Source organism: Vallitalea pronyensis, from assembly GCF_018141445.1.
GTDB lineage: Bacteria > Bacillota > Clostridia > Lachnospirales > Vallitaleaceae > Vallitalea > Vallitalea pronyensis.
Genome location: NZ_CP058649.1, coordinates 2,530,031 through 2,546,842, shown reverse-complemented (window position 1 = coordinate 2,546,842; position 16,812 = coordinate 2,530,031). Strand labels below are relative to the sequence as shown.

Here is a 16,812-nt window from a genome sequence, read left to right as displayed (position 1 = left end):
CCTCCCTCCAAACGCATATCTTGAATACTATTCCTTTTTACTGTCTAATAAATCATAATTTGTTTTATAAGCTACATTCACCATTTTTATTGCTTGTTCCTTGGTAGCATTTGATATTGGAGCAAAGTTTCCATCTCCCATACCATTCATTATGCCATATTTTGTTAGGAATTGTATTGGTTTAAGGGCCCATTCTTTTGCAATATTACTTTTATCTGAAAAACCATTAACAATATTATCACTCCCACTTAGATCTATATCTGGATTAGATACAGCAATCGTTCTAAACATCATAGCTGCTAGCTCTTGTCTTGTAATAAAAGCATTTGGCTCAAACTGACCTTTACCATTGCCATTAACAATCTTCAGACCATACGCTATTCTAACCATTTCATTATCTGTATCGCTAAATGTCTGTACAGGAGCAGGTATTGGATTATTATCTTTTGAAATTGCTTTGTATAGTTGTACTGCAACTTCACAAAATTCTTCCCTTGTTATATTGCTTGTATAATCATTTTTTACATTATCTGTAAGCAATCCATTGTCTTGAGAATTTATGATGTATGGTATTGCCCAATCTGACGGTTTGCTAGCTGTGTTAAATACAATTGATTCATTATAGGTTTTACCATTTGGTAAATCCATTTCTACTACAATTTCATAGTTACTATCATATAAAAGATCCTGTGTAGAGATTGTATAATTAGAATTTATAATACCTTTTTGAAATAATTCTTTTACCCCATTTGCATATACATAAACGTTTATTGGAATTAATTCATCATTACTCCAATTCAAAGTAATGGACTTATGGGTCACTTTATCTAGTATTTTATTTGTATCAAAATTTGCCTTTATATTCAATGAAGGCGTTTTCATATTACCTTTCTTAAAATTAGTTGTCGATACTCCTGCTTCCCATGCTTCTTTATGAGCATATAATTCGATATAATACTTTTCTCCATCTATAAGATGTGAGATATCCACGTTACTTGATTTTATCATCATTTCGTTTTCATTTAATACTTTTTCATAAAAAACTTTTTCTCTATTCTTATCGTAAATAAAAACTTCATAGAAATCAGGTGTTCCATTTCTAGAAGCAACCCACTTTATTTGAATTTCATTTTTGCTTTCAATATAATCTGATTGAGATAAAATTATTTCTGGGGGCAATAATTGATTGTCTTCAACATTTATTTGAATCTCTCCAACCATTATACTTTCACGGTTGTAATTTTTTGCCCATATTTGAATCCAGTATTTTCCTGAGTTTTTAATCCATGTCTCACCAATTTTAAATGATGAGTTTGTAAAATAAGAGGTATGTTGAGTTTCATATTCTTGTTGAAGGTTTTTGTTATCTGGACCATTAATGTAAATTGTTAATTTCTCAATTGATCCATCATTTGAAGCTATTGATCCTTCTATAGATAAAGTATCTCCTATCTTAAAATCTGTTTGATCGGATAAGAAGGATGTAACATCTCCATCAAATGTCGTCTTACCTAATGAAAAAAACTTCATAACTGGGTCAGGTTTTGGAGCCCTCATGATAGTTATATCTCTCTTTGTGTTATTAACAATATCCACAGTCTCCTGAACTGTTGTATATTCAGGATACATAAACGTTAACTCGTGTAAACCTTTTTCTACCTCATTGAATTCATAATATCCTTTAGAATCTGTAATCGTCTCTAAATTATTATCTAGCAGTACCTTTACACCTGCCATTAACAAATACCCATTATCACTAACATACCCTGATAATTTGTAGTGAGTAATTAATTGGTTAATACTGAACGTTATTTCCTGTATACCTGATTCATTTCCATCACTATCACATGCATTTACAGCTACCCTTATCATATGTCCTGGTGTTATTTTATCTGCTGTTAATAAGTATGATTCACCATCTATTTTAGTGCTATTTTCTATATAATTACCACTTGTCAAATCTTCAATAAGAACATGATAATAATCTGCTTCAACAATCTTTGTCCACGCTATATTTATATCGCTCCACTCAATCATGTCACCATCATAAGGATATGTTATTTCCGGTGTTTGTACAGTTGCCATACATGTTTGCATCGTTAAAAAATAGATAATTGTGCATGTAGTTAATCCTACAAGTGAAAGCATTGTTCTTTTCATTTTAGTTAGTCTCCTTCATGTTAATATATTAGGTCCATACAACTTGCATAACATGTTTAGTTACCATTGTTGTTATATTTTTACAAATTATGCAACATTATCATAATAATAACAGATAGCTAATTGTTAAGCAATAAAAAAACTATCAATCAATTTATGGATGAGGGTTACATGAAAGTATTAACTGATTAATGGTTCATACACAATTATTAAGACCACTAAAAAAAGCGCCAGCAAAACGCTGACGATTATTAAAATGTAATTTATTTATTATGTATCATTTAAATAATATAATATACATCAAAAAAAAGCCCTTCAATTTGAAAGACTTCTGCAAGCTCCAAGCCGGATTTGAACCGGCGGTCTCGGCCTTACCATGGCCGCGCTCTAACCACCTGAGCCATTGGAGCATTTTCAGCACCTATACTATTATAGCACAAATTTTTATTTTGACAAGTAGTTAAATCATTTATTTTATTGTTAATGTATAGGATGGCTCATCTTATCAAAAAACCTGTCCTTATTAAGCATATAAAAGGATTGGTTATACATTTTTTTCAATGAGTATAGCCTCAACCTTCTTCTTAATACGTTGTAAGGCATTATCAATGGATTTAACTGGGCGTATCAAATATTCTGCTATTTCCACATAGCTTTTACCGTCAATATAGCATCGTAAAACTTCTTTTTCAAGTTTACTTAACCTTGCGGAGAGTTCATGTTCAATGATGCTTAGATTTTCCTGACCAATTAACAAATCTTCTGGGTTAATGATTTTTTGGGACGGCATTTTATCAATAAGTGTTGCTTTATCATTTTCCTCTTCATAGGATGGTTTGTTAAGTGATATGTATGAATTAAGAGGCAGGTGTTTTTGTCTTGTTGACGCTTTTACTGCTGATATGATTTGTCTTGTGACACATAAATCGGCGAAGGAATAAAAAGAAGCTGTTTTTTCTTCCTTAAAATCTCGGATAGCTTTAAACAGTCCAATCATGCCTTCCTGAATAATATCGTCTCGACTTGCGCCGATTAAGAAATAAGATTTTGCTTTCTTTTCTACCAGTATCTTATATTTATTCATGAGATAATCAAGAGCTTCATTATCCCCATCTCTTACAATCGCTACCAATTCTTCGTCTGAGTTTGTAAGGTATGAATCGTACCAAGTTGCTTGATCCAACTGCATCAACCTCCGTATTATTTTCTACGCATCTTTTCCATCCACTCTAACACACCTGAGTCCAAATGCCCTTCTAATCGGTTACTATGATCTAATTGTTTCTTCTCAATGAACTTCTTGCGCATGTTTTTTTCCACTTGTTTTACTTCGGTGTAGAGTTCTCTAGCGGACATACGGCTTGCACCTTTTCCTAATATAATAATCTGTTCAAGCCCGTCGGAAGTTGCTACACGTACACGGTAATCACGACCAATTTGGTGAACCACTTTTTCAATATAGTGGTCCGCCGTTTCTACTTCTTTCGTAAATACCACATTAATATTATGATATGTTATCACTTTTCGAGTGCCTTTTACACGATGAGCATCAAATACAACGATAACGTCAATCTTCTTATAGCCTTGATAATTGGATAGAATCTCCAGTAATCTGCTTCTGGCTATTTCAAGGTTTTGCTCATTCACAATTCTTCTTAGCTCGTCCCAAGCATGAATCACATTGTAACCATCTACTAATAAGAATTCTCTTGCCAAATTTCATCGCCTTCCAATCTGTTTTGAAAGCATTTTAAGTATACTACACTATTAACTGTTTGTAAACGTTATATAACTTAAAAATTCAATACAAAAAGAGGCTGTTATCATGAAATACCACATTGTACTTGGCATGACCATGAAACCGCCTCTTTTATAGGGATTTTTATATGAATACTATAGACTATTAATCACTTCTTCAGGTGTATTAACTACGGTGAATATTTGATCAAAATCAGCTCCACACAAACGCTTTACTTGTGACATGGCAATAACAGAATCCAGTTTAACAAGATAACGTTTTTTAAAGGGAGCTTCTTTGTATATATTAAGCACTTCTGCTAGTATTTGCCCTACTTCTGGAGTTGAAGTGGTTTGCTTTCTTCCATCTGCTAAAAAGCTATACTCTCTAGGGTTAATACTGTTTAATTTAGCAACAAAATCATCTTTATACTTTTTTGCCTCGTCAAGATTAAACATACCTTCTGCCACGATACTTAAGAGCTTTTTACTTGTGTTAATATCAATTTTATACATGTGTCGCTTCCTCCTCAAATATTGGTCTTATTAAATATTATATTCTGAGTCTAAAGCTCTATAAAAGATTCTACAGTCGCAAGAAACGTCCTCTGGAATACTTTTGAAATGCTCTGTTTCGGAATATTTAGTTAAGATGGGCATATTATTTTCATCATAGACTAAGGAATATTTTAGATATTTATCAAAGATTACCGCTGACTTATAATTGGTTGCTTCAAGAAAAATACCTTTGTAGTTTCTAGCTATGGCATCCTTCTCACATATATCAATTAAATCCATGGCGATATCTTTTCTAAACTTTTCTAATTTGATACCTATCATAAACATGTGTACAAATTGGCTCTTCTCGATTAGAATATTCTTCTTGTTATACAACGTTTCCAAAAATCGCTTATCAAGATCATCAAGCAATTTACATATGATATTCATGGGCTCAAGATTACCAGTAAAAGCTGGCGTTTCTTCTGCAGGGTCGTAATCCTCGTTGGCAAAAACCCCAATTATTTTCTTATTTCTTTTGTTAATGGCTATGTAGCATAGACCATGGTGAACAACACTCTTGATGTACTCATGAACAAATATTGTGAAATCAGCTACTGACAGACCTACTGCTTTAACCATTGGCTCTGATATAGTGGCTCCTTTGACTGTGACACCGGCAAATGTCTGTGCAAGACATCTGGATGCTTCTTCGACTAGAGCATGATCATGACAATCTAATCGTTTATACTCAAGCTCTAAATCTATTTCGTCAAAATATCGTTCTGCAATGATTTCTTCAAAATTTACATTAATGGTTTTTTCCATTAAATCCCCTCTTTCGACGACTTTTTTTGTTTAGCACATCTTTTTCCTTACTCGAGAATTGCATAACAAAACAGCTCCTTCAACAAAGTAGCTGCCTGGTGGATAATAGGCAACCTGGCAATCATAGGATGTTTCCCTTAGACCCATAGCTTTGCGTCCCTATCTTTCGATAGGTTTGCTATTAACTATAAAATATGATATTTAATATAATGGAATTATACCATATTTATCCAATTTATTCAATTTAATTTTACATACTATGACAAAAAATGATATAATTGCTTTAATTCATTTTATTTGTTCATAAAAATACTAAGAACCTTGTGTAAGTGTATTTATACAAAGTTGTAAGAAAACAGCCTTATATACCCATAAAAAAACCGCTATATCACTAAGGAATAGCGGTTTTCTACTTTTTCTCTATTTATAATCTCTTTGTCTAAGCGCCTCATAAGTCAAAATACCTGCTGCAACAGACGCATTTAAAGAGGTAATGTTACCCTTCATAGGCACTTTTACCATAAAATCGCATTTTTCTTTTACATGGTGGGACACCCCATCACCTTCATTACCTATAACGATACCTAAAGACCCTTTTAAGTCTATATCGTACATGATATCACCATCCATGTCCGCACATGCTATCCACATACCTTGTTTTTTTAACTCATCAATGGTTCTTGCAACATTAGTTACCCGAGCCACTGGTGTATGTTCAATAGCGCCAGCCGACGTCTTAGCTACAGTTGCTGTTAGACCTACAGCCCTTCGTTTGGGTATGATAACCCCATGTACACCTGCGATATTTGCAGTCCTTAGTATGGCTCCTAAATTATGGGGGTCTTCTATACTATCCAGAATAAGTAGAAAAGGTGATTCGTCCTTCTCTTTGGCATCATTGAGTATGTCTTGTACGTCCACATAATCATAAGCTGCTGCATAAGCAACAACCCCTTGATGTTTCGTTGTGCCTGTTATGTCATGTAATTTATCTTTGCCCACAAACTGCAAGAAAATACTTCGCTTTCTCGCCTCTGCTACAATTTTTTTAAGTGGTCCATCATGTTTACCATCAATGACAAACAATTTGTCAATGCTGCGCTCTGCCTTAAGTGCTTCTAATACGGCATTTCTGCCAATAAGTATCAAATCCTTATTATCCATTACTTTATCCTTCCTTATGTGTGTCATCTATGTGAAAACATTATACCTATTATTTTTTTATAAGCCCTAATTTCTTTAATTTTGCAATAACCTTCGTATGATTGGGCAGGAAGCTGAGGTCCTCTTCCTGTAACGCTTTTGTAGCAAATAACACGATAAAATAGATGATCATACCACTTATAATGGTCAACACTGTGGCGATGAGATTACTATGAAGAATACCTATGGTCCCTTTATAGATAAAAAACACACTAATTCCCATAATAACCGATGCTAATATCGGTTTCACAAACACACTCGTCTTATCCAGTATGACACCCGTTTCTTTTTTTAATTTCCAATAATTGAGGCTTACAAACACAACATAGTAACAGATGGAACCGATTATAGCACCTCTTAACTGAAAGTCACTTGCAATCAGATGATAGTTAATGGCGTATTTAATGCCAACACTAACGAGAAGAGCCATAGCGGGATACAAATATTTGCCCATGCCTTGTAATATGCCAGCTAAAGTCTGCCCAATAATCATGAGTACAAGACAGATACCAAATAATTGTAAATAGTCATTGGCCTTAACCCTAAAGATCATTGTCATAATGGGATTTGCTAAAATTATAATACCCGTAGCAGCTGGTAGACCTAATAATAAACTTAGTCGAATACCTAATGAAATCTTATTGCGCACTTCCTGTTTATTCTTCTGTACCATGGCTGTGGATATGGCAGGAAGAATACTAATCATGAGGGCTAGACTAATGGTCAATGGCACATTAATAATGGTTAATGCTTTTCCCATAAAACCATACATATGGCTTACTTGTTCTTTACTAAATCCGATGGCTTGCATCCTTTTAAATATGGTTATTGTATCGATGAAATTCATGACAGAATAAGCAGCCGTAGCCAGAGATATTGGAATGGCCAGTTTAGCTAACTGCTTCCCAACTTGTCCAAAAGTAACTTCTTTATAACGCTTTGCTACCTTTGATTCTTCTGTATGAATTTTTTTTGTATGCTTCATATAATACCTTACAATATAGAGTGTAGATAAGATAAAAGCTAATGAAACGCCAAAAGCAGCTCCCCCTATAACAATAGCAGAATCTTGTTCTAGTTTAATGAGAAGGTAGATAATACCCAATCCAAAAATAGCTTTTGAAATATTCTCAATGATTTGTGTTAATGCAGTTGGCACCATTATTTCTCGACCTTGAAAATAACTCTTATACACACCTGCAATTGCTATAAACATAACGGATACGGAAAAACCATATATCATGTAGCGGTTACTGGAAGGCCACTCTGTGGTAGCAATAATCCAATCCACGCCTAATATCATAAATAAAGATATTAGGAAGCCTAAACACCCTAATATAACCATAGCATGACGATATATTTTATGGGCATTATCATAGTCATTTACAGCAATTCTTTCCGAAACCATCTTGGTCAAAGCATTAGGAATCCCTACTAAAACAGGTGATATCAAAAGCCCATAAATCCCATATACAGCCGTATAATCACCAAAAACATCATTGCCTACTAAATAGGATAACGGTATACGGTATATGGCACTAAAAACCTTAGCTATTAAACCTGCAATGGAAAGAATCATAGCCCCCTTAACAAATTTTGTTGATTGTGAGTTCATTCTAATACCCCTTTTTTCATTAGTTCTATGATTCTCTCGTATTGATGATCTAAATATAAAAAACCAATTAAAGCTTCAAAACCCGTAGCGGTTTTATAATCCATAAGGTCTGCATTCTTGGGAACCGTCCCTGACTTTGCATTTCTCCCCCTTTTGAACACAGCCATTTCATCTTCTGTTAAAAAATGCTCTATCTTACGAAACGTATTGGCTTGTGCAGAAGCTTTTACATATTGGCTTGTTGCCTGATGCAATTTGTTAACAGGTGCATTGCCTTTTGCAACTACTTTGTGCTTAATGATTAAATCAAAAACACTATCACCAATATAAGCTAGAACCAAGGGTGAGTACTGTCTTGGATTCACATCATGTATATCAAGACTTTCTTTAAAAAAGTCCATAAATGCTTCCATGTACGTCAATTCCTTTCTTCCTTATCATAAGCGTGAGTATCTGTAACACCCTGCTTATCTATCATGAAGGATGCCTATGAGCGATGCCACCTGACACCTTCACGTGTATCTTCTAATAAGATACCTTTATCCTTTAATGTATCTCTAATATGATCTGCTAGGGCAAAATCTCTGTTCTTGCGGGCATCTTGACGTTTTTGTATCAACGCATCAATCTCTTCATCCAGAAGTGTCTCTGCTCGCTTTGCCTCAATACCTAGTATACCACATAATGCATCAATCTCATCTAACAATATGGTAACAAATGCTTTTGATGATGCCGTACTTGTATTTTTATTAGCAAACTTCACCAGTTCAAAGATGGCTGAAATAGCATCTGCCGTATTAAAATCATCTTCCATAGATGCTTCAAATTTGTCTCGGAAAGCTTTCACTTTACCATCTGCCACCATCTGATTTTCTGTCTCAGTTAATGCTTCTAGTGATACGCACTCAATCAGATAAGCCAGGTTACTTCTTGCTGTTTGAATTCTTTCTAATCCACTAACAGCCGCTTGCATAAGATCATGACTAAAGTTAATGGGACTACGATAATGAGCGCTTAACATAAAAAATCGAATATCTGCATATGAAAAATCTTGCTCTACATCTCTAACTGTAAAAAAGTTACCTTGAGATTTTGACATTTTTTTATTATCAATGTTTAAAAAACGATTATGCATCCAGTATTTAACAAAATCCTTACCATTTGCTGCTTCACTCTGTGCAATTTCATTTTCATGATGAGGAAATACAAGGTCTTCTCCACCACCGTGAATATCAATGGTATCCCCTAAAAATTTCTTGGACATCACGGAGCACTCGATATGCCACCCAGGACGACCTTCGCCCCATGGTGATTTCCACGCGGGCTCCCCTTCTTTCTTAGGTTTCCATAGAATAAAATCCATTGGGTTGCGTTTCTCATCATCTACTGCAATACGTGCTCCAGCTTCCAAATCATCTTGATTTTTATTGGATAGCTTACCATAAGGCTTATATTTTTTGGTTTCAAAATACACACTGCCATTGACCTCATAGGCATAACCTTTTTGAATTAACGCCTCAATCATCTGAATCATACCTTCAACTTCTTCTGTGGCTTTAGGTGTATGTGTTGCTGCTTTTACATTAAGTCCTTGGCTGTCCACAAGAAACTCCTTTATAAAGCGTTCAGATATAACCTTGTAATCCACACCTTCTTCATTAGCCTTCTTAATGATTTTATCATCAATATCCGTAAAATTCGTCACAAAGGTCACATCGTAACCTTTGTATTCAAAATATCGCCGAATGGTATCAAAAACAATGACTGGGCGAGCATTACCAATATGAATATAGTTATAAACCGTTGGTCCACATACATACATTTTGACCTTTCCATCTTCAATGGACTTGAATGTTTCCTTTTGATTTGTCAATGTATTATAGATCTTCATGAGCTTGTTTTCCTTTCTTCTTATCTTCTTTGCATCTAAATAAATTAAAATAGTCTTCTGGTGGAATGGATGAAATGGAATCTTCTAATCGTTCAATACGCCTTAACAATTTACATAATTCCATCCTAATGGGGTCAGGTAAATGGACTTGATCCAAGGTATCACATGGACGCACCTTCTGATTATTTCGCTTAACCACTCTGCCAGGAATACCAACAACGGTGCAATTATCTGGTATTTCATTCAGCACCACTGATCCTGCGCCTATACGACAATTATCCCCTACTTTAAAAGAACCAAGTATTTTGGCACCTGCGCTAATTAAGACATTATTACCAATGGTTGGATGTCGTTTTCCACTTTCTTTACCTGTACCACCAAGGGTAACGCCCTGATAAATGGTCACATTATCCCCTATTTCACATGTTTCACCAATCACCACACCATGACCATGGTCAATAAACAGATTCTTACCAATGGTTGCACCGGGATGAATCTCAATGCCCGTTTTTCTAGCTGAACGCTGGGATACCCATCGGGCTAAAAAATAGTGCTTACGCTTGAAGAGCCAGCTGGCCAATCGATAACTCATGATGGCACGAAAACTGCCATATAAAAACACTTCAGAAGTTGATTTGATAGCAGGGTCTCTTTCCTTGATGACTCTTATTTCTTCTTTAATGAACTTAAACATTTTATATCACTCTCCCACATATGAGCCGGTAATTTCCTCATATTAAGTCTTGCATGTTGTCTAGATTACTACGCGCTAGTAGAACCCTTAGCTATATGCTCATAACAGATGTATCAAAATTTATAAACAATAAAAAACTCCATCTCTAATCATAAAGAGACGAAGTTAAATCCGCGGTTCCACTCTCATTGGATAAGACATTACATGACCTATCCCAACTTGATCTGTATAACGGTCTGTACCGTGTTAAGCTACTTATGTTCACCTAACAAGCTCAAGGATGCACTTCATTATACGTTGCTTAAGGCATGCTTTCAGCCGGTGACACGCCATCTCTACTAAGCTCGAATACAATTACTCTTCCCGTCTTAGCCTTTTCTTATAAATAAAACATGTGTCATGAGTTACTTATTATTAGTATATGCACATGTTGTGGATATGTTAATTTAATCATATATTACCTTCTATGAATAGTCAAGAAAAATTTATATCCATATAAAAGTTAAAAAGCTGTCTCATCACCTCATTTTGCAGAAACGTTCAAAATGAATGAAACAGCTCTTGATGTTAAGCATCTAGTCAATATCCTCTCCATAATAAGCATCGCAAAAATGCTCTGACATAAGCATCCAATCTTTTTTATTGGCTTTGTTTGCATGATTATATTTCACGGCTTGTGTACCCTTCATATGGCTTCTGTATTTAACACCTTGGTTTTTCTTAATCTCTGTATACTGTGTGTCACTCATTTCCCCAAACTCACAAAACCGAATATCTGGATCATGCATACCCGTTATCCTCCCGCTTATTAATTTAAATATCAAATAGTTTGACTATCAAAGTTTATATTTATTATATACCAATCAATGGCATATTGCAACTCATAATTAGTGTGAGCTGCATATTGTTTTAATAATTGTTAACAATTAACATTTAACTATTGACATGATTGGCAATCTTGTTTAAAATGAACAATATAAATTATTTATTTATATTATTTATAAAAAAGACTGACTAAATGACCTCAAGTGTACAGCGTTTTTTGTCCATTAATAATAAAAAGGAGGAAATTTATGAAACAAAAGCAATTACTCATTCTATTATTATCTTTTATCACACTCATTGCCAGTTCAAAGCTGTCAATGGCAGATACGACGCCTATGGTTACAGGTCACTGGTCTGACAAAGAGTCTGTCTATTGGATTACCCAAGGGCTAATCAATAAGGACCACTACAACCCCGATGAGGAGATAACAAAAGCAGAATTTATGACCCTCATGGGCCATGTTATACAGCTACAAGATGAACATAAAAATATATTGGATACCGTAGATGACATGAAATGGTTTGCTGAATATTCCAAAAGGGATTTTGATATCCATTACTTGGAAAGTTTACCCAACAAGAGTATTACCCGTGAAGAAGCAGCTGCTCTATTCTTTAAACTGATGCAATATGATGATGCGAAAGATCAGACTGTACTTAATCAGTATTCAGATGGTGAATCTGTATCCCATTGGGCAAAAAACATGTTCGCAGCAATGATAGAAAATCAAATCATAATAGGTAGTGAGCATGTATTACGGCCACTAGACCCTATGACACAGGCTGAAGCTATTGTGATATTAAATCGTATACGATCTTTGAATCCTTTTGAAAAAATATCATTTGAGGAAGGTATACCATCCTTTATCACCAATGGTGACGGGGGTTGCAAAATTGACATAACCCATGAAGGTGCAACTGATGGGGAATATGCTCTCCAAGCTACATATGGTATAGCTGATTTTCCAAGTGTTGTTTTCATACCTAATATTCCTTGGGATTGGGGAAAAGACACATGCTTGACACTGGATGTAACCAATCCAACAGATCATGTTCAAACATTCTATATCCGAGTGGATGATGACGTATCAGCTGACGGTGGTAATCATTCAACAGTAAGTATCGCTTCCATTCAACCCCACACCACAGAGAAAATATACATGGGTTTTAACCCTAATTCATTGGATTTAGGTATGCGAAATTTCCCACCAACTGGTGCTGGTCGTAATATTGGCTATGGATGGGGTGAAAAGAGCCTTAATCTCAATCACATCACAAAGGTTGTTTTCTGGATGATGTACAATAAAGCAGAAGCTACCCTTATTTTTGATAATATCCAAGTTCTTCCTGACCCTAGTGTGGATACATCCCACTTGGATGGTATTATGAATGCTTTTGGCCAATATGCCAAAGAAGATTGGGATGGGAAAGTTAAAAGTGTCGACGATTTACTCGAAAGCAAAAACAAAGAATTAGAAGCCCTTGAAGCAGGCAATGACAACCTGCCTCCTACATCTCAATACGGAGGATGGCTAGATGGGCCTAACTTGGGAGGAACAGGTTACTTTAGAACAGAAAAATATGATGGTAAGTGGTCCATAGTCGACCCTGAAGGCTACCTCTTTTTTGCTACTGGATTAGATATTGTTCGGTTTGCAGATATGGATACATGGATTGATGGTAGACGCAACATGTTTAACCCTGTACCCGACCCAGAAGGTCCTTTAAAGCAACACTATCGTAAAGTAGGCAAAGTGTCCCGTCCACCACTTGGTCTTGAAGAAGGCTGGGTTTATAACTACTACACAGCTAACTTAGAACAAAAATACGGAGAAAACTATGAAGAAGAATGGAAAGATATCACCATTAAACGTTTTAAAAATTGGGGTTTCAGTACCATTGGCAACTGGTCGGAACCTAGACTTTTCTTTGGTAAAGGGGAAGAAAATAAATTCCCTTATGTGGCAAATGGTTGGATTACAGGTGATCACGCTCGCTTAAGCAGCGGCAACATTTTTTGGGCTCCAGTGGCAGATGCTTTCGACCCTACTTTTAAAACAAGTGTCCATAACATGGTGGATAAATTGGCAGCATATGGCATTGGAAATGACCCATGGTGTATGGGTATCTACGTGGATAATGAAATTGCATGGGGAAGCCCTAATCAACCCCACACCAAATATGCTGTCATAAGCAGCGCTTTTCAAAAGGATGCAAACGATAAAGACAGTTATGCAAAAAGGGCATTCATTGAAAAACTCAAGGAAACCTACGAGAACATTGACGCATTAAATGCATCATGGAAAACTTCATTTGAATCATGGTCATCCTTAGAAGCCCCTTATGAATTTTCTAATGATTTGAATGAGGGTATGATAGGTGATTTATCTGTGTTATTAACCATGTTGGCAGATAAATATTTTGCTATTGTGGATGAAGCATTACATGGAAGTATGCCAAATATGTTAAATTTGGGTTGTCGTCTTGCTCAATGGGGGACTTCCCTTGAAGTGCAAGAGGCTTGTGCAAAATATGTGGATATTGTGAGCTTCAACGTGTATAAAAAAGGCGTTAAAGGTGAAAATTGGATTTATGCTGATGTATTCGATAAGCCATGTATCGTCGGGGAATTTACATTTTCAACCACTGCAAGAGGTATGATAGCTACAGGTGTGACTGCTTCTGTAGACCATGCTGACAGAGGTAAACAGTATCAAGATTATTTAAGAACTGTCCTCGAGAATCCTTACTTTGTAGGTTGCCACTGGTTCCAATATGTGGATCAGCCATTAACAGGTAGAGCATGGGATGGGGAAAACTATAATGCAGGATTTGTGGATATGACAGATATACCTTATCCGAAGTTAATAGAAGCGGCAAAAGAAATACATAGTCAGGTCTATGACATCAGGTATCGTTAAACCATTCGTGATGCATTAACTTGTCTTAATCGATAAAAAGGCATAATAGGGCTGTCCCAAAAAGCATGTTAATTTTGCTTTTATGAGACAGCTCTTATGTTATACATAATCAAAAGACCGCTTCTTCTATAGAAATCACATCATTTTATTCACATCATTGTGTATAGTAGGAAACAAACGTATCCAAAGCCTTAACCGATGAACGAATATCACTGTATACGGCTACACCGCCTTCTTCCATAATGGACACAAACTCCGTATAGAACTTGCCTCCATTAACGGATACAGCTATTGGTTTATCATACTTTTTAACAATGTCCACTAAAAGATTTGCCAAGCTATCGTCATCATAACACTCAGGTGGAATAGCTCTTAGATCATCTGCATGAGGCACGATACTCACAAACATGGCATCTACCGCATCATCCTTTATAATGGTTTCAATATACTGTGCATACAGCACATCTTCTGTCATGGGTGTTACGTCAATAATAGAAGATGATGTATCAATCAAACCATGGAAATTAAGTTCTTTTAATTTGGCTTTCGTTGTCTCACTAAGCTCGGCTAATTCTAGATTGCCTAATTCATCTGCAGCTACTGTTGCTTCAAACCCTGCATTAACAACACCTGCTACCCGCTTGCCACTTGGCTTCTTATGGGATAGTAATGAGAATGCTTTAATGCAGTCATAATAATCTTTGATATCTTCAATAAGGATCACACCAGCTTGTTCACATACGGCTTTGAACACGTCATAATCACCTGTCATAGCCGCCGTATGGGATGCAGCTGCTTTAGCTCCTGCATCGGTCTTACCTGATTTATAGATAATGACTGGCTTATTAATTTCCTTAGCTAATTCATAGAACTTACGCCCTTCACCTTCATCAAAGCCTTCTACATATAGAGCAATGTTCTCAATGGCGTCTTTTGTGGCAAAGTATTTCATTAAGTCCACAATCTTCACATCATATTTATTACCAAAACTAACCACTGATTTGAATATTTCTAAGTGACTAAATGTATCAATCAATGTAATGGCAACGCCACCGCTTTGGGTTAATAAAACCGTATTACTGTCTTTTGAAGCATTCAGTTCAAGTCTTTCCTCATCAATGAACAGGGTATTAACACCTTTATTATCACCGTCTTGGCCATAGAACACACCCATGCAATTTGGTCCGATGATACGAACGCCTTCAGGAACAACTTTTGATAAGTGTTCTTTAAACGCACTGTATTTCATATCAGTAGGAATACCGGGTATAAGAACAACGGATTGAGGAATATTGACTTTCATCTCATCAAAAAACGAGAATACAAATTTAGCTTTGGCCACATACACAGCTAACTCTACAGGTACTGGAATCTCATCAATACTCTTATAAAGTGGATATTCTTGATCACCAATAACGGTGGTACCGCCTTTTATATTCACAAGATAGAGATCATCTCTACCTAAATCATGCAATAATTCTGCTATTTCGCGACCCATGCTGTATTTATCCACATTTGCTGATACACCAATGACTGCTATACCTTTAGGATTAAAAAATGGATCAATATGGCTTGTATCCGCTTCTTTCATCTTCATCCTATGTGCATCTGTTTTTTCAAATTGAGCAAACCCATCAACAGCGATAATACGGTTATCTTTCGTGATGACAAAAGGATTAATATCAAGGGCCTTCAAGGTATATTTGGGTTGATTACCTGATGCACTGGAATAATGATATGCAAAAGCACTTAACAAACTAGCAACTTTAGCCATGAGTTCTATATATTCTTCTTGATCATTATTTCTAAACTTATGGCTGATATTCAAACCATTTACCAGCTCCATAGCTTTATCGTAGCTAAATGGTGGAAGAAACAGGTTAGCAGGATCATAATATTTTGCAAAAAATTCGGCATCATCCCCACCTTTTGAGAATGTAAGGATCGGACCAAAGGATGGGTCATCTTTTGAGCCAATTAACACTTCATAACCGATACTCTGGGTATGAGGTACAAACTCAACAATTAAGAAACCTTCTATTTTAGGTTCCTCTTCAAAATGGGATAATACCTCTTTCTTCATTTTATCCAGGACATAAGAAATGTAAAGGGTTTCCCCATTTTGAACCACCTTTACACCACCTAGTTTTTGCTTATGGGATATTTCTGAGGACACAATTTTTACGACAATATCATGTCCAAAACGTTCTAACATCTTATCTGTCAATGCATCTACATCTTGAATAAATTCAAATTTTGGTACATCAAGACCAATGCTCTCAAGGGCCATATAAATTTCGTGCTCATATAAGGTCTGGCGACCTTCCCCATATGCTTGATCCATAATCGCATCAATCTTACCTATTGCTTCTGTAGAAATATGCATGTGTTTTCACCCCATCTAAAATATTTTGACTATTTTCATCCAATGTGTAACTAA

13 protein-coding genes, 1 tRNA gene, 1 riboswitch and 1 other annotated feature are annotated in these 16,812 nt (G+C 35.7%); of the genes, 1 reads left to right on the top strand and 13 read right to left on the bottom strand.

Features of this window, described 5'->3' with window-relative positions:
* Positions 1-27: 27 nt before the first annotated feature.
* The 12 genes from HZI73_RS10565 to HZI73_RS10510 all read right to left on the bottom strand — a co-directional run bounded on the left by HZI73_RS10565 (position 28) and on the right by HZI73_RS10510 (position 11,414).
* Complete coding sequence (locus HZI73_RS10565) at positions 28-2,160, bottom strand: S-layer homology domain-containing protein (protein WP_212698200.1); 2,133 nt, start codon at positions 2,158-2,160, stop codon at positions 28-30.
* A 336-nt stretch (positions 2,161-2,496) separates the two neighbouring features.
* Positions 2,497-2,570 (bottom strand) — tRNA-Thr (locus HZI73_RS10560).
* Positions 2,571-2,704: 134 nt separating this feature from the next.
* On the bottom strand, positions 2,705-3,349 hold the full coding sequence (sigH, locus tag HZI73_RS10555) for an RNA polymerase sporulation sigma factor SigH (RefSeq protein ID WP_212698199.1): 645 nt from the start codon (positions 3,347-3,349) through the stop codon (positions 2,705-2,707).
* Between the two features lie 11 nt (positions 3,350-3,360).
* Complete coding sequence (locus HZI73_RS10550; protein ID WP_212698198.1) at positions 3,361-3,876, bottom strand: NYN domain-containing protein; 516 nt, start codon at positions 3,874-3,876, stop codon at positions 3,361-3,363.
* Between the two features lie 177 nt (positions 3,877-4,053).
* Positions 4,054-4,413: a hypothetical protein gene (locus HZI73_RS10545; RefSeq protein ID WP_212698197.1), complete on the bottom strand. Its 360-nt coding sequence runs from the start codon at positions 4,411-4,413 to the stop codon at positions 4,054-4,056.
* Between the two features lie 30 nt (positions 4,414-4,443).
* Entirely contained in the window at positions 4,444-5,223 is a 780-nt protein-coding gene (locus HZI73_RS10540; protein WP_212698196.1) for a hypothetical protein, read from the bottom strand.
* A 105-nt stretch (positions 5,224-5,328) separates the two neighbouring features.
* Positions 5,329-5,413, bottom strand: a riboswitch (cyclic di-GMP riboswitch).
* A gap of 230 nt (positions 5,414-5,643) precedes the next feature.
* Positions 5,644-6,387: a 23S rRNA (guanosine(2251)-2'-O)-methyltransferase RlmB gene (gene rlmB, locus HZI73_RS10535; RefSeq protein ID WP_212698757.1), complete on the bottom strand. Its 744-nt coding sequence runs from the start codon at positions 6,385-6,387 to the stop codon at positions 5,644-5,646.
* Positions 6,388-6,436: 49 nt separating this feature from the next.
* Positions 6,437-8,041: a putative polysaccharide biosynthesis protein gene (locus HZI73_RS10530; protein ID WP_212698195.1), complete on the bottom strand. Its 1,605-nt coding sequence runs from the start codon at positions 8,039-8,041 to the stop codon at positions 6,437-6,439.
* A complete protein-coding gene (locus HZI73_RS10525; RefSeq protein WP_212698194.1) occupies positions 8,038-8,454 on the bottom strand; it encodes a Mini-ribonuclease 3 in 417 nt (138 codons plus the stop codon). The genes HZI73_RS10530 and HZI73_RS10525 overlap by 4 nt, the downstream gene beginning before the upstream one ends.
* A 74-nt stretch (positions 8,455-8,528) precedes the next feature.
* Positions 8,529-9,932: a cysteine--tRNA ligase gene (gene cysS, locus HZI73_RS10520; protein ID WP_212698193.1), complete on the bottom strand. Its 1,404-nt coding sequence runs from the start codon at positions 9,930-9,932 to the stop codon at positions 8,529-8,531.
* Positions 9,919-10,626: a serine O-acetyltransferase gene (cysE, locus tag HZI73_RS10515; protein ID WP_212698192.1), complete on the bottom strand. Its 708-nt coding sequence runs from the start codon at positions 10,624-10,626 to the stop codon at positions 9,919-9,921. The genes cysS and cysE overlap by 14 nt, the downstream gene beginning before the upstream one ends.
* Positions 10,627-10,778: 152 nt before the next feature.
* Positions 10,779-11,005 (bottom strand) — a binding site (T-box leader).
* Positions 11,006-11,201: 196 nt separating this feature from the next.
* A complete protein-coding gene (locus HZI73_RS10510) occupies positions 11,202-11,414 on the bottom strand; it encodes a hypothetical protein (RefSeq protein ID WP_212698191.1) in 213 nt (70 codons plus the stop codon).
* Between the two features lie 285 nt (positions 11,415-11,699).
* On the opposite strand from HZI73_RS10510, the gene HZI73_RS10505 reads away from it, so the two are divergent.
* The gene (locus HZI73_RS10505) at positions 11,700-14,372 is read left to right on the top strand and encodes a beta-galactosidase (RefSeq protein WP_212698190.1); all 2,673 of its coding nucleotides are present in this window, start codon (positions 11,700-11,702) and stop codon (positions 14,370-14,372) included.
* 154 nt (positions 14,373-14,526) lie between these two features.
* On the opposite strand, the gene HZI73_RS10500 is transcribed toward HZI73_RS10505, so the two are convergent.
* Positions 14,527-16,758: an acetate--CoA ligase family protein gene (locus HZI73_RS10500; RefSeq protein ID WP_212698189.1), complete on the bottom strand. Its 2,232-nt coding sequence runs from the start codon at positions 16,756-16,758 to the stop codon at positions 14,527-14,529.
* Positions 16,759-16,812 lie beyond the last annotated feature (54 nt).